Source organism: Zobellia russellii (genome assembly GCF_044597075.1).
GTDB classification, from domain to species: Bacteria; Bacteroidota; Bacteroidia; order Flavobacteriales; family Flavobacteriaceae; genus Zobellia; species Zobellia russellii.
The window spans coordinates 3,964,179-3,979,060 of sequence record NZ_CP139000.1 but is presented as its reverse complement, the minus strand read 5'-3'; the positions used below and the strand labels follow the sequence as shown (position 1 = coordinate 3,979,060).

10 protein-coding genes are annotated in these 14,882 nt (G+C 39.9%); 1 reads left to right on the top strand and 9 read right to left on the bottom strand.

Features of this window, described 5'->3' with window-relative positions; all coding sequences use genetic code 11:
• Nucleotides 1-62: 62 nt before the first annotated feature.
• Genes SJY45_RS16290 through SJY45_RS16260 form a run of 7 tightly spaced genes read right to left on the bottom strand, consistent with a single transcriptional unit; the run spans nucleotide 63 to nucleotide 9,993 of the window.
• Entirely contained in the window at nucleotides 63-1,166 is a 1,104-nt protein-coding gene (locus SJY45_RS16290; RefSeq protein WP_215438517.1) for a cytochrome c oxidase subunit II, read from the bottom strand.
• Between the two features lie 30 nt (nucleotides 1,167-1,196).
• Entirely contained in the window at nucleotides 1,197-2,531 is a 1,335-nt protein-coding gene (locus tag SJY45_RS16285; protein ID WP_400072105.1) for a quinol:cytochrome C oxidoreductase, read from the bottom strand.
• A 16-nt stretch (nucleotides 2,532-2,547) separates the two neighbouring features.
• On the bottom strand, nucleotides 2,548-3,108 hold the full coding sequence (locus SJY45_RS16280) for a c-type cytochrome (RefSeq protein ID WP_400072103.1): 561 nt from the start codon (nucleotides 3,106-3,108) through the stop codon (nucleotides 2,548-2,550).
• Nucleotides 3,109-3,110: 2 nt separating this feature from the next.
• Nucleotides 3,111-3,641: a DUF3341 domain-containing protein gene (locus SJY45_RS16275; protein WP_215912972.1), complete on the bottom strand. Its 531-nt coding sequence runs from the start codon at nucleotides 3,639-3,641 to the stop codon at nucleotides 3,111-3,113.
• Nucleotides 3,642-3,643: 2 nt separating this feature from the next.
• A complete protein-coding gene (nrfD, locus tag SJY45_RS16270; protein ID WP_400072101.1) occupies nucleotides 3,644-5,395 on the bottom strand; it encodes an NrfD/PsrC family molybdoenzyme membrane anchor subunit in 1,752 nt (583 codons plus the stop codon).
• 37 nt (nucleotides 5,396-5,432) lie between these two features.
• Complete coding sequence (locus SJY45_RS16265; protein WP_400072099.1) at nucleotides 5,433-8,591, bottom strand: TAT-variant-translocated molybdopterin oxidoreductase; 3,159 nt, start codon at nucleotides 8,589-8,591, stop codon at nucleotides 5,433-5,435.
• A gap of 34 nt (nucleotides 8,592-8,625) precedes the next feature.
• Complete coding sequence (locus tag SJY45_RS16260) at nucleotides 8,626-9,993, bottom strand: c-type cytochrome (RefSeq protein WP_400074366.1); 1,368 nt, start codon at nucleotides 9,991-9,993, stop codon at nucleotides 8,626-8,628.
• A 234-nt stretch (nucleotides 9,994-10,227) separates the two neighbouring features.
• On the opposite strand from SJY45_RS16260, the gene SJY45_RS16255 reads away from it, so the two are divergent.
• Nucleotides 10,228-10,599: an SPOR domain-containing protein gene (locus SJY45_RS16255; RefSeq protein ID WP_215438523.1), complete on the top strand. Its 372-nt coding sequence runs from the start codon at nucleotides 10,228-10,230 to the stop codon at nucleotides 10,597-10,599.
• Between the two features lie 61 nt (nucleotides 10,600-10,660).
• On the opposite strand, the gene infB is transcribed toward SJY45_RS16255, so the two are convergent.
• Nucleotides 10,661-13,528 (bottom strand): translation initiation factor IF-2, encoded by a 2,868-nt coding sequence (infB, locus tag SJY45_RS16250; protein WP_400072096.1) that lies wholly within the window; start codon nucleotides 13,526-13,528, stop codon nucleotides 10,661-10,663.
• Between the two features lie 120 nt (nucleotides 13,529-13,648).
• The gene (gene nusA / locus SJY45_RS16245; RefSeq protein ID WP_215438525.1) at nucleotides 13,649-14,881 is read right to left on the bottom strand and encodes a transcription termination factor NusA; all 1,233 of its coding nucleotides are present in this window, start codon (nucleotides 14,879-14,881) and stop codon (nucleotides 13,649-13,651) included.
• Between the last annotated feature and the right edge of the window lies 1 nt (nucleotide 14,882).

Below are 14,882 nucleotides of genomic sequence, written 5' to 3'. Positions count from 1 at the left end.
TTATTCTTTAATTTTAATTTTCTTTTAAAGCGCTCTTAGACTATACCTTACGAAAACTCGTATTAGTGACTAGCCGTTGCAGTTTCAATGTTCTTGAATTCATCTGTAGATGCTTGACCCATTACATTCTGCCCAAAGGTTTTTTGCTCGGCTATCCACGCATCATACTCTTCTTGAGTCTCTACAATAATCTTCATTTGCATATTGTAGTGAGACTTTCCACATATCTTATTACAAAGTAAAATATAATCGAACTCCCATGGGTCGGAATTTTCCTCTCCATTAGCCGCTCTTTCCGATCTAATCTCGTTTGTACGTTTTACTTTATCAGCCACATCAGGATTCTGACGCATTTCTTCCGTAGTATAAATTGGAGTGAAAGAAAATTCAGTAATCATACCCGGAACACAGTTCATTTGAGCCCTAAAATGCGGCATGTATGCAGAATGAAGCACATCTTGCGAACGCATTTTAAAATTAACCTTTCTACCTACAGGAAGGTGTAATTCTTTAACGATGATATCATCTGCGGCGTAGCTGTCAGACTCATCCAAACCAAGTACGTTGGCCTTATTGATATCAATCATTCTAACGTTAGCCTTACCTAATACGTTATCCTCACCACCATATCTAGCCGTCCAACTAAATTGTTGTGCATAAAGCTCCACAATTAATGGATCGTCTTCGTCATTAACATCCATAATAGTAGTCCAAGTGTATAATCCCCAAAGGATAAGTCCAGAAAGTACTATTACAGGAATTATAGTCCATATAAACTCTAGACGATCACTGTCCGCAAAGAAAAGGGCCTTTTTACCTTCAACACCACGATACTTGTAACCAAAGTAGTGTAACAAAGCCTGTGTAAGGGTCTGCACAATGAAAATGATAATGAAGGAAACCAACATTAAAGAGTCATACTCCCCACCGTGAGCAGATGCAGCTTCCGGAAGTAAAAACTTAGAATATTTCCAGAAACTAAAAATTGTAATACCGTAAATAAAGATAAGAAACGCGAACAGAAGGTATCCGTTTGTTTTGTTATCCGAATCGTTGGCTATTTGAGAATTTTCGGCTTTGAGCTGAGACAATTCAAATATCTTCGTCATCTGCCATATCGCAATTGCCACCAAGGCTAAAACCACTAAAGTCAATAATGTAGTCATCGTATGTTCTACTATTATACGTTAAAAATACTAATAATGAAAATGTCTGCTCTCCTCAATAAACGGGTTACGTTTAGGCTGTAAAGGTGCAGTTGACAATGCACGGAACACCCAGAAAATGAATAAGCCGGCAAAGAAAAGAACAGCCCCAATTTCAGGTATACCTATAAACCATTGATCACCTACAGTTGATGGCATAATCATATTGAATATATCCATATAGTGCCCACCTAAAATAACGATACCTGTTAGAACCACAAACCAGTTCATACGTTTGAAATCGCTATTCATAAGAAGCAACACAGGGAACAAAAAGTTCATTACTATCATTCCAAAGAATGGTAATCTATAATCTGCAATACGCGTTACATAGTAAGTAACCTCTTCTGGTATGTTAGAGTACCATATAAGCATAAATTGAGAGAACCATAGGTATGTCCAGAATATACTAATACCGAACATAAACTTGGCTAAATCATGTATGTGACTATTGTTCACATCTGGCAAGTAACCTCTAGACTTCAGATACACGGTTACCATAGCTATTACGGTAATACCTGATACGAACATACTAGCAAAAACATACCATCCGAACAAAGTACTGAACCAGTGCGGATCAACACTCATAATCCAATCCCAAGACATGATAGATTCCGATACTAAGTAAAATACCAAGAATGCAGCAGACCATTTAAAGTTCAACTTAAAATTGGCATTGTCGTTAGACTCATCCTGTCTTAGTGAAAGTTTTCTAGAATACTCTCTGTAAAATATCCAACCTGCCAAAAATATAGCGGCACGTATTAAGAAGAAAGTAGGGTTTAAATAACCGGCCTTACCTTGTAAAAGGTGATCATGCGCAACTACATCGGCATCCATCCACACAAAGAGGTGGTTCATGTGTAAAACCGACAGAACTAGTATTACAAAAACGATAATTCCACCAGGAACTATATATGCCGTAATACCTTCCATAACCCTAAAAAGTAACGGAGACCAACCGGCCTGCGCTGCACGTTGTATTGCATAGAAAGCCAAAACCCCCAAAGCAATCATAAAGAAAAAGAATGCGGCTACATATAAAGCGGCCCATGGCTTATTCTGTAATTGATGTAAAAGGTGTTCGTCGTGAGAAGAATCATGTTCCTCACCGTGAGCCTCAACAGCATCACCGTGTCCTTCTGCAACAGCGCCATGTGCTTCTACCGCACCATGGGCATCTCCATGTCCATCATGACTGGCCACTATAGCTTTTGCCTCTTCTACAGTACTTGGTGCCGATATAAATCCGATAGCAATACCAAGTATCCCAAGAGCCATTAAAATAAAGGAACCGATCTTTAATTTGTTTGAAAACGTATACATATCCCTTTTCTAAGTATTATTTCGTTAAGTCTTGTTTCAATTTCATCACGTACTCCGAAACTTGCCACATCTCTTTTGTATTCATCTGAGATGCATAAGAACCCATAGAGTTCAATCCGTAATGAATGGTATGGTAAGCTGTACCTACTGTAATGTTTCGAGCTTCATCCGCATATGTTGGAACACCCAAAATCTTTTCTCTTTTTACAAGCGTACCTTGACCATCACCTTTATCACCATGGCAAATAGCACAATAAATGGTATATAATTGACCACCCGCAGCTAAATCCTTTTCAATGTTCACTGAATCCAATGGACTTTTTTGAACTCTTGCCAACTCTTTACCTTCCGGTGTATTTTCATATCCGTAAGGAATCCAGCCACGAGAAATAGTATTTGCCGGTGGAACCATTGCCTCCTGACGATTAGGAAGAAAATCTACCTCACCATATGCCTCGTAACCTACTGGCTCGTACATATTCGGCATATATTGATAGTTGGGACTGTTCTTATCGGCACAAGCCGCAACACACAGTAGCAACCCAAAAACGATTCCTATTTTGCTAAAACTGTTCATATTTAATGACTGGTTTTTTCAACTATGTTTATCTCCACTGCCCCTGTATCCAACAACAGATCTTTTAACTCTTTTTCGTTACCATGAATATCTATCTCCATTAAGAAATGATCATCCGTAGTACGTACATCTGGATTTTCCGCTTTTTTGAAAGGCCATAAACGGCTTCTCATATAAAAAGTTATCACCATTAAGTGAGCCGCAAAAAATACAGTTAACTCAAACATAATAGGCACAAATGCCGGCATGTTCTCTATATAACTAAAACTAGGCTTCCCACCAATATCCTGAGGCCAATCCTCGATCATGATGTAGTTCATCATAAGCGTAGCTACACTAAGACCTATACAGCCGTAAATGAACGACGTAATGGCAATACGTGTTGGAGCCAAACCCATAGCTTTGTCTAAGCCATGAACAGGAAATGGACAATATACTTCTTCGATGTGATGCTTGGCTGCCTTTACCTTCTTAACGGCAAGCATTAGCACGTCATCATCATCATAATATGCATGTATCGCTTTAGATGCCATAGCTATTGTTTCTTATTATTTAATAATCTTGCCTGACCGGCCCAATCGTCTCTTTGCGCTCTACCTGGGAAAGATTCTGTTATTGAATCCAACAAATCATACTCCCTATTGGTCATTCTACCCACTTGGGCAAAAGTGAATATTCCAATTTCATTAAGTGTTGCTTCCATTTGAGGACCTACACCTTTAATTTGTTTAAGGTCATCAGCAGTCTCTTTTGTTGCATCAAACTTACCAATAGTACTCAAAAGTTCAGAAACGCTCTCGCTGGTATCTTGTTGCGGCACAACTTCTCCCATAAGCACATCATCTGTAATAACTTCTTCCATAGTATCAGCAGCAGACAATTTAGTTATCTGATATAATGGCTGACCCGCATCTCTTAGTTTTTTATACTTACTTCCAGATGACTTCAAGATAGATTTAACCTCCGCTTGAGCGATTACAGGGAATGTTCTAGCGTAAAGAAGGAACAACACGAAGAAGAATCCAATAGTACCTACAAAGATTCCGATATCTACAAATGTTGGTGAGAACATAGTCCATGAAGATGGAAGGTAATCTCTATGCAACGATGTTACGATAATTACGAAACGCTCAAACCACATTCCTATGTTCACTACAATAGATATAGCGAAAGAAAACATAATACTAGTTCTCAATTTTTTGAACCACATGAACTGAGGAGAGAACACATTACAAGTCATCATTGACCAGTAAGCCCACCAGTAAGGTCCAGTAGCTCTGTTCAAGAAAGCATATTGTTCGTATTCCACACCTGAATACCAAGCCATGAAAAGCTCTGTTATATATGCACACCCTACAATAGAACCGGTTAACATAATAACAATGTTCATTAACTCAATATGCTGAACAGTGATATAATCTTCCAAGTGACACACTTTACGCATGATAATCAAAAGTGTATTCACCATTGCAAATCCAGAGAAAATTGCACCAGCCACAAAGTATGGAGGGAAGATGGTTGTATGCCAACCCGGTATTACCGATGTAGCAAAGTCAAAAGATACAATGGTATGTACAGAAAGTACAAGTGGTGTAGCCAAACCTGCCAAAACCAATGACACTTCTTCAAAACGTTGCCAATCTTTAGCACGACCACTCCAACCAAAACTTAACAGACTATATATTTTCTTTTGAAAAGGAAGAATAGCCCTATCACGTAACATCGCAAAATCAGGAAGTAGACCTGTCCACCAGAATACCAAAGAAACTGAAAGGTATGTAGATATTGCAAATACATCCCAAAGTAGCGGTGAGTTAAAGTTTACCCATAACGAACCAAATTGGTTAGGAATTGGCAATACCCAGTATGCCAACCAAGGACGACCCATGTGAATGATTGGGAAAAGACCCGCCTGAACAACAGAAAATATTGTCATAGCCTCCGCAGAACGGTTAATGGCCATTCTCCATTTCTGACGGAAAAGCAAAAGTACGGCAGATATCAAAGTACCCGCGTGACCAATACCTACCCACCAAACAAAGTTTGTAATATCCCAAGCCCAGTTAACGGTCTTGTTCAAACCCCATGTTCCAATACCGGTAGAGACTGTATAAATAATACAACCAACACCCCAAAGAAATGCCACTAAGGCAATGGAAAACACAATCCACCAATGCTTATTGGCCCTACCCTCAACCGGAGCGGCTATATCCACACTTACATCGTGGTAGCCTTTATCCCCAATAACCAAGGGCTTTCGTATAGGTGCTTCGTAATGCGACGCCATATAAATCTATTATAGTTGTTTACTTAAATACGGTTTTTTATGCTTCGTTCGTATTCCTAACCTTAACATGGTAGAATACATTTGGTTTAGTTCCCACATGCTCTAATAAATGGTACATACGATCACTTTCTGCCAATTTGGAAACTTCACTTTCCTTATCATTAACATCACCAAAGATTATAGCTCCTGTACTACATGCAGATGAACAAGCTGTTTGGAATTCCTCATCTTTTACAGGACGACCATCTCTTTTCGCATCCAAGATAGACTTCTGAGTCATCTGAATACACATAGAACATTTTTCTATAACCCCTCTTGAACGAACATTTACATCAGGATTCAATACCATTTTACCCAAGTCATTGTTCATATGGTAATCAAACTCGTCATTGTTATTATACAAGAACCAGTTGAATCTACGAACTTTGTACGGACAGTTGTTTGCACAATATCTAGTACCCACACAACGGTTATATGCCATATGGTTTTGACCTTGACGACTATGAGATGTTGCCGCAACCGGACAAACAGTTTCACATGGCGCGTGGTTACAGTGCTGACACATTACAGGCTGAAATGCCACTTGAGGATTAGCCGCTGGATGCTCCAACTCACCAAAACCACCTAAAGAACCATTATCACCTGAAAGACCATCAAACTCATCCTTCTTAATATTGTCTCCCTCAAAAGTATCTTCCGAAGAATAATATCTATCGATACGCAACCAGTGCATATCCCTACTCTTTCTAACTTCTTCCTTACCTACTACAGGAACATTGTTCTCTGCATGACAAGCAATAACACATGCACCACAACCGGTACACGCATTTAAATCTATAGACATGTTAAAGTGATGACCTATAGTACGATCAAAACTATCCCACAAATCAACAGATGTAGCCGGAACCTCTTGGTGATCCAAAGAAACCACCGGAACTTCGTTCCACTCAGCGTGATCCTTTGTATTGAATATCTCCAAGGTAGTCTCCTTAATGATATCACCTCTACCCATTAAGGTCTTATGCAGCTGAATACATGCAAACTCATGCATTCCCGAAGCTTTCTCAATAGTAGCTGCCTGAACATTGGTGAAATTCTGATACAACGGATAAGCATTAACACCTGTCTGCATCTCAGATTTCATTCCTACTTTTCTTCCATAACCTAAGGAAAGACCAATAGAACCAATGGCTTGACCTGGCTGAATAATTACCGGAACGTTATTTAGTACAACTCCATTTACGGTAACGTTGGCATAACTACCGTCCAAACCTCCATTGGCAACGTGCTCGTTTACAAAACCTAAACGCTCAGCATCTGCCTTGGAAACGGTAACATAGTTATCCCAAGAAACTCTAGTAATTGGATCAGGAAACTCCTGTAACCACGGATTGTTAGCCTGCTGACCTGCACCCATACCCGTTTTAGAGTAAAGAGTAAGCTCAACACCGCCTCCGCTGGTAGCATTTACCAAGCTATTAATGGCCGTAGCAATAGGAATACCGGCTTGAGCAGCCACCTCCTCAATTACATTGGCACTTGCTATTTCTTTATCTTCTTCTTCGGAAACCGCATTTTCTGGGTCCGCATCAGAGCTTAAAGTCATACCTGCCGCAGAATAAACACCATCATGCAATGCTTTATTCCAATCATTTCCGGCCAATATTGACTGAGACCAGGTTTCCTTTACATATTCGTAATATGTTTTATCACTACCTAACCACTTTAACAATGCAGTCTGAAACTGTCTTGTATCAAAAAGTTCTTTAATGGTAGGTTGCATCAAACTGTATTGCCCTTTCTTGATTTGGGTATCTCCCCAAGACTCCAAAAAATGATTAGCTGCTGCAGTATACTGCGCTACTTCTGTAGTTTCATTCCAATTATTGGAGAACACAACAGAAAGACCAACTTTCTCAACACCTTCTTTAAAGTCAGCTGCATTAGGAAGCGTATACATAGGGTTAACACCGTCTACGATCAACGCGCCAACTTTGCCCGCCTTCATATCCGCAATCAACTTCTGTACCGCCTTAACATTTCCTTGTCTTACATAACGAGGAGAAGCAGGATCAAAAGCCTTACTACCCAACATTTCATTAATTGCAAGTACAACCGTTTGAGCATGTATATCATCAAGACCCGTAACTACTACGGCCTTACTTTTATTCTTTCTTATATGAGCGGCCACATCATCTATGGTCCTCTGAACATTTTCAGAAAGTTCACCACCAACACTTGTACCGTTCAACTTAGCATACAACTGAGCCAAAGCTATTTTCTGTTGCATTGGCGTTAAAGGAATACGCTTATCCGCATTAGCACCACTCAAGGTCATGTTTGCCTCAAACTGTACATGGCGCGACATCTTGCCATTTTTAGGCACCCTACCTTTTGCATACCCTCCATCATAGCTTCCTCCTTGCCAATCTCCTAAGAAATCCGCTCCAAAAGAAACTATAAGGTCCGCCTTTTCAAAATCATAATCCGCCAAAGCACGCTCACCGTATTTAGCTTCATAAGCACTAGCTGCGGCATCTTCGGCAATAGCATCATAAACCACATGGTTTACATTACCATACTCAGCTTTTAATTCACCTATCAATCTATCCGTAGACGGACTAGCATATGTTTGTGTCAACAATGCGATTTGCTGACCAGAACCTTTAAGACTTCCTAATTTTGCTTTTACAGCAGCATCCAAAACAGACCACTCAGTAGGCTCTCCATTTGCCATTGGCCCCTGTAAGCGCGTACTATCATATAAGGAAAGTACAGATGCCTGAACTCTTGCATTGGCAGAACCGGCAACCTTGGCATCTTTATTATTTTCAACCTTAATAGGACGACCTTCCCTTGTTTTAATAAGGATACTTGCAAAGTCAAAACCGTTCGCTATAGTTGTAGCATAATAATTAGCAACACCCGGAACAATATTTTCTGGCTGAACAACATAAGGAATAGATTTATGCACAGGTCCTTCACAAGCAGCCAATGAAGCCGCCGCGGTACTAAAACCAACGTACTTAAGAAAATCCCTTCTATTGGTAGATGTAGCAGATAGACTTTCCTTATCTCCCAAAAAATCATCTACTGGAATTTGCTCAACAAACTCGTTCTGTCTTAGCGTCTCAACAATGGAATCGTTCGGATTTAATTCCGCCTCGTTCTTCCAATATTTTTTGTTTGATGCCATACTTTCTATGTAATTAGCTACTTTCTAGATTCGATTAATAATGACACTTTCCACATTCCAGCCCGCCCATTTGCGCAGCCGTTAACTTTTCAACACCATATTTCTTGGAAAGCTCGGTATGAATTTTTTCGTAGTAAGCATTACCTTCTACCTTAATTTCAGTTTCTCTATGACAGTTAACACACCATCCCATTGTTAGAGGCGAGAATTGATACATAATCTCCATTTCCTCAACAGGACCGTGACATTGCTGACACTCAATACCAGCAACACTTACGTGCTGAGAGTGATTGAAGTATGCAAAATCAGGCAAATTATGAATACGCACCCATTCTACAGGCTGACTCTCACCAGTATATTTCTGATTTTCCTCATCCCAACCTACAGCGGCATAAAGCTTTTTGATTTCTTTGTTATAATCAACACCATACTCACGCTTACCTTCTTCCAAAGTTTCATCAGCAACTTGGTAAATTGATTTATGACAGTTCATACACACGTTCAAGGAAGGAATTCCAGAAGTCTTGGAAACACGTGCAGAGGAGTGACAATACTTACATTCAATTTTATTATCCCCAGCATGGATACGGTGTGAGTAATGTATTGGCTGAATTGGCTGATACCCTTGATCAACACCTACCTGCATCATCCATCCGTAAGCAAAATATGCACTACCCAACAAAAGGAAAATCACCGATACCAATACCAAAAATTGATTTTTAGCAAACGCTTTCCAAAGCGGCAATCTCTTTTCGGATGCTTCACTTTCCAAAACAACCCCATTAGCCTCAGCTATCCTTTTCAATGTTTTGTTCACTAAGAACAACATCACCACCAAAAGACCAAAGACAAGCGCCAGAGCACCTAGAACTATTTCATTTGAAATTCCATCGGAAGCACCACCAGAGCCACCAGCAGCTTCACCACCAGCCGCAGCCGCAGGAGCAGCGGTTTTTGGAGGAGCAGCCGTATAAGCCAAAATATTATCAATATCCTCGTTAGACAAGGTTGGAAACGGAGTCATTGCCGCCTGATTGTACTCAGCATAAATCTTATTAGCATAAGAATCACCTGAAGCGATAAGCCCAGGACTATTCTTAATCCATTGATACAACCAATCACGACTTAAACCTTCGTCATCTGACAATCTAGTCTCTACATTAGCCAGAGCTGGACCTGTCATTTTACGATTTAAAGAGTGGCAAGCTGCACAATTCTGATTGAACAACGCTTTACCTTTAGCCGGATCTCCCGCAGTATCACCAGATGCAGCAGCTTCGGAAGAAGCCCCATCTTCACTTCCACCATCTTGAGCAGATATAGAAACGGAAAATAAAAGGAAAACAAATAGAGTTAAACCTAAAACCTTAGAAATCGAATGGCGGTACGGAACCTTTTTCATATGAATCTTATTTCTATCGACATCTTGGCACGATAATTTCATTTATAGAAAACTTGTGTTATTCTTATCAGTGCTAAAATCGAAGGCAAAAATACGTAATAGACTTTATTTTGAAAATGTTAACGGATTGATAATTCCTAATTTATATCTATTCTAAATAATATGCCATCCTTTACAATGCCGAGGAATACGCTACTTTTGTATAAATTATTAAAACCCAATTATTTCACTACAATGAAGACAATTTTTGCACTCAGTTTCTCCCTTGCGTCTTTAACATTTGGATATGCCCAACAAGGCCAAATTAACATTGAACAAGACCAAAAAATCACTGATTTAATAGAAATATATAAAACCTCCAACGAAAGTTCGGAATATTACCGCATTCAAGTAGGCTTCGGCTCCTATAATAAGGCTCAAAGTATTCAAGCTAACGTTGAGCAAGATTTCCCGGACCTACCCTCAAAAATAGACTTTGATTCACCTACATACCGAGTAAGGGTAGGAAGATTCCAGAACAAGCTAGACGCCGAACGAAAGTTTAAAGAAGTCCGACAGAAATATCCGGATGCTATGTTATTAAAACCAAAAAAATCGACCCGTTAAGGTCGATTTTTTTTGCTCTATACTGTCTCATTTAACAGTGATATGTATATTCTCAAGAAGTCTATTTAGATTTTAATTTCTTCTTAACCTCTACCTCTTTGAAAGCCTCTACAATATCTCCTTCAACTATATCATTATAGTTCTTAAGCTGCAGACCACAATCATACCCTTTGGCCACTTCCTTAACATCGTCTTTGAAACGTTTTAAGGATGTCAACTCTCCTGTATAAACAACTACACCATCTCGTATAAGACGTATACCTGCATTACGGAAAATCTTACCATTCGTTACCATACAACCGGCAATCGTACCAACTTTAGATATCTTAAAGGTCTCTCTAATCTCTGCGGTACCCGTAATCTCTTCTTTGATTTCAGGAGAAAGCATTCCCTCCATAGCATCCTTAAGATCATTGATCGCATCATAGATAATAGAGTACATTCTAATATCAATTTCTTCTTTCTCCGCAACATCTCTTGCATTACCCATTGGCCTTACGTTAAAACCAATAATAATAGCATCGGATGCCGAAGCTAACAACACATCGGATTCCGTAATAGCACCAACTCCTTTGTGTATAATATTCACTTGAATTTCTTCAGTAGACAATTTTTGGAACGAATCCGTTAAGGCTTCCACAGAACCATCAACATCACCCTTCAAGATAATGTTAAGTTCCTTAAAGTCACCCAAAGCAATACGTCTTCCGATTTCATCCAACGTAATGTGACGCTGTGTTCTAACAGACTGCTCACGCTGCAATTGCGAACGCTTAGTAGCAATCTGCTTAGCCTCTCTTTCATCTTCCAATACGTGGAATTTATCACCTGCTTGTGGCGCTCCATCCAAACCTAGAATAGAAATTGGCGTGGCCGGACCAGCTTTTTGAACACTTTTTCCACGTTCATCCTGCATAGCCTTAACCTTACCACTATTGGTACCTGCCAATACATAATCCCCAATTTTAAGGGTTCCACCCTGTACTAATATGGTAGAAACGTAACCACGTCCCTTATCCAAAAAGGCTTCCACTACAGTACCATTGGCCATCTTATTAGGATTGGCCTTAAGCTCTAACAGTTCGGCTTCAAGCAATACTTTTTCAAGCAATTCCTTTACACCTTGACCTGTCTTGGCCGAAATATCATGAGACTGTATCTTACCGCCCCAATCTTCGACCAATAAATTCATTTGAGCCAACCCATCCTTAATTTTCTCAGGGTTTGCCGTTGGCCTATCCACTTTATTTATAGCAAAAACAATTGGTACTCCAGCTGCTTGAGCGTGACTTATTGCTTCTTTTGTTTGAGGCATGATAGCATCATCCGCAGCAATAACAATAACCGCAATATCCGTTACTTGCGCACCCCTTGCTCTCATCGCGGTAAAGGCTTCGTGACCCGGTGTATCTAAGAAAGTAATTTTCTGACCACCTTCCAAGGTTACACCATACGCACCAATATGCTGCGTAATACCACCACTTTCACCTGCAATTACATTAGCTTGTCTAACATAATCCAACAAAGATGTTTTACCGTGATCCACATGCCCCATTACGGTAACAATAGGAGCTCTCGGTTCTAGATCTTCAGGAGCATCTGCCTCAACTTCTATTGATTCTTCCAAATCAGCAGTAACGAATTCAACTTCGTAACCAAACTCATCTGCAACAATAGACAAGGTTTCAGCATCAAGACGTTGGTTCATCGTAACCATAATACCAAGTGACATACAAGCCGAAATAATTTCAGTAGTACCTACACCCATCATGGTAGCAACTTCACCTACGGTTACAAACTCCGTAACCTTCAATACTTTGCTCTCTAATTCTTGCTGCTCAAGGTCTTTCTCCGTTTGTTGACGGTGTTGATCCCTCTTATCCCTTCTATATTTAGCACCTTTTCCCTTCTTAGATTTCCCCTGTAATTTCTCCAAGGTCTCTCTAATCTGTTTTTGTACATCTTCTTCAGTAGGCTCAACTTTAGGAGCACCGTATCTTGGATTTCCACCGCCGCCTTTTCTAGCCGCTGGACCTGTACCGCGTTGTCTTGGAGCATTGCTCTTATTACCGCCGCCACTACCAGGACTACTAACTATACGTCTTCTACGTTTTTTACGATCACCGGCAGCATCACCTGTTTTAGGCTCCTCTTTTTTCTTCTTAGGCTTGTTGAACTGAGAAAGATCAATTTTAGCCGTAATCTTTGGACCGGTAAGCTTCTTATACTTTGTAGTTAAGACACCATCGTCTTTTTTCTCCTCTGAATTTTCAGAATCAGCCTCCGCTTTGGTCTCTTCTACTTTTTCAGGAGCTTTTTCTTCTACCTTAGCTTTAGGTTCTTTTGGAGCTTCCGGTTTCTTTTCCTCAAGCTTACCAACAATTTTAGGTTTCTGAAGTATGGTCCTAGTTGGTTTCTCTTCAACCTTAGGCTTCTCTTCTTCTACCTTTTTAGGCTGCTCTACTTCTTTTGGTTTTTCAACCTCAGCAACAACCTCTTTTTCAACCTTTTCTTCTTTTTTCTCTACAGGAGCAGGAGTTTCTTTAAGCTTCTTACCGGCATCCAAGTCTATTTTACCAACAGTTTTGGGACCCTGAAGCTCAACTTTACCTGTCAAAGTTTTTTCTTCTGCCGCAGCTGCACGCTTTTCTCTAGCTAAACGTCGTTCCTCTTGCTCTTGCTCCAACTGCAATCGCAAAGCCTCTTTTTCCTTACGCTTTTCTTCGCCTACTTCTTTAGAGGCGACTTTTTTGCTTTTATCGGTCTGAAATTCTCCTTGAAGCACTTCATAAACCTCATCGGAAATCTTTGTAGTAGGTCGCGCATCAATCTCATGCCCTTTAGAGGCAAGGAAATCAACCGCCCTATCCAAAGAAATATTAAACTCTTTGAGGACCTTGTTAAGCCTAATTTTTGCAATGTCTGCCATAAATACTTTCTCCTAATTCTCTTTAATCCTTGCTAATATACAGAACTCAAAAGGGTTTTACATTCCAACACATTAGCAGTATTTTCCGCTAAAGTATTAAAACCCATGACGAGTTCATAGCTAATCTTCCAATTCTTCTTTAAGAATACGCACAACTTCGGAAATAGTTTCCTCTTCCAAGTCCGTACGTTTCACCAAATCGGCTACATCTTGCTCTAAAATACTACGAGCTGTATCCAATCCTATTTTCTTGAATTCTTCTATAATCCAAGCATCAATCTCATCTGTAAACTCTGTTAACTCAACATCTTCCTCAACACCTTCTCTAAACACATCAATCTCATAACCAGTTAATTGCCCGGCCAAACGAATATTATGTCCGCCACGACCAATTGCCTTAGAAACTTCTTCCGGTCTTAAGTAAACCTGCGCCGTCATCTTCTCATCATCTAACTTCACAGAAGAAACTCTAGCCGGACTCAATGCTCTCGTCACCATTAATTGTGGGTTAGCCGTCCAATTGATAACATCAATGTTTTCATTGCCCAACTCACGAACTATACCGTGAATTCTTGATCCTTTCATACCTACACAGGCACCAACCGGATCAATACGATCATCATACGAATCTACAGCAACCTTTGCTTTCTCACCAGGAATACGAACCGCCTTTTTAATGGTAATTAGGCCATCGTAAACTTCCGGAATTTCTTGGAAAAACAATTGTTCCAAGAATTTAGGGGAGCTTCTAGACATAATAATAGTAGGCTTACTACCTTTTAGCTCCACACTTTCTATTACCCCACGAACATTATCTCCTTTTCTAAAGAAGTCAGATGGTATCTGCCTATCTTTTGGCAAAATAATCTCATTACCTTCATCGTCCAACAAAATAATTGCCTTGTGACGAATGTGGTGCACCTCTGCGGTGTAAATTTCACCCTCAAGATCTTTAAAGTGCTTGTAAATGGTTGTATTGTCGTGCTCGTGAATTTTTGAAATCAAGTTTTGACGAAGCGCCAAGATGGCCCTTCTACCTAAATCTATAAGCTTTACCTCTTCCGAAACATCTTCACCAACTTCAAAATCCGGCTCAATTTTACGCGCTTCCGAAAGTGATATCTCTTCATTTGGTTCCTCAACCTCACCATCTTCAACAACTATACGATTTCTCCAGATTTCCAAATCGCCTTTATCCGGGTTGATAATAATATCAAAATTATCATCGGAACCAAATTTCTTCTTAAGCGCACTACGGAATACATCTTCCAAAATGGCCATTAGGGTTACCCTATCTATAAATTTGTCGTCTTTAAATTCCGAAAAAGACTCAATCAGTGCAATATTTTCCATT

Excerpts from the sequence above, each read along its gene's own strand:
- SJY45_RS16290 (WP_215438517.1), bottom strand. The coding sequence starts at position 1,166 with ATGACTACATTATTGACTTTAGTGGTTTTAGCCTTGGTGGCAATTGCG.
- SJY45_RS16285 (WP_400072105.1), bottom strand. The coding sequence starts at position 2,531 with ATGTATACGTTTTCAAACAAATTAAAGATCGGTTCCTTTATTTTAATG.
- SJY45_RS16280 (WP_400072103.1), bottom strand. The coding sequence starts at position 3,108 with ATGAACAGTTTTAGCAAAATAGGAATCGTTTTTGGGTTGCTACTGTGT.
- SJY45_RS16275 (WP_215912972.1), bottom strand. The coding sequence starts at position 3,641 with ATGGCATCTAAAGCGATACATGCATATTATGATGATGATGACGTGCTA.
- nrfD (WP_400072101.1), bottom strand. The coding sequence starts at position 5,395 with ATGGCGTCGCATTACGAAGCACCTATACGAAAGCCCTTGGTTATTGGG.
- SJY45_RS16265 (WP_400072099.1), bottom strand. The coding sequence starts at position 8,591 with ATGGCATCAAACAAAAAATATTGGAAGAACGAGGCGGAATTAAATCCG.
- SJY45_RS16260 (WP_400074366.1), bottom strand. The coding sequence starts at position 9,993 with ATGAAAAAGGTTCCGTACCGCCATTCGATTTCTAAGGTTTTAGGTTTA.
- SJY45_RS16255 (WP_215438523.1), top strand. The coding sequence starts at position 10,228 with ATGAAGACAATTTTTGCACTCAGTTTCTCCCTTGCGTCTTTAACATTT.
- infB (WP_400072096.1), bottom strand. The coding sequence starts at position 13,528 with ATGGCAGACATTGCAAAAATTAGGCTTAACAAGGTCCTCAAAGAGTTT.
- nusA (WP_215438525.1), bottom strand. The coding sequence starts at position 14,881 with ATGGAAAATATTGCACTGATTGAGTCTTTTTCGGAATTTAAAGACGAC.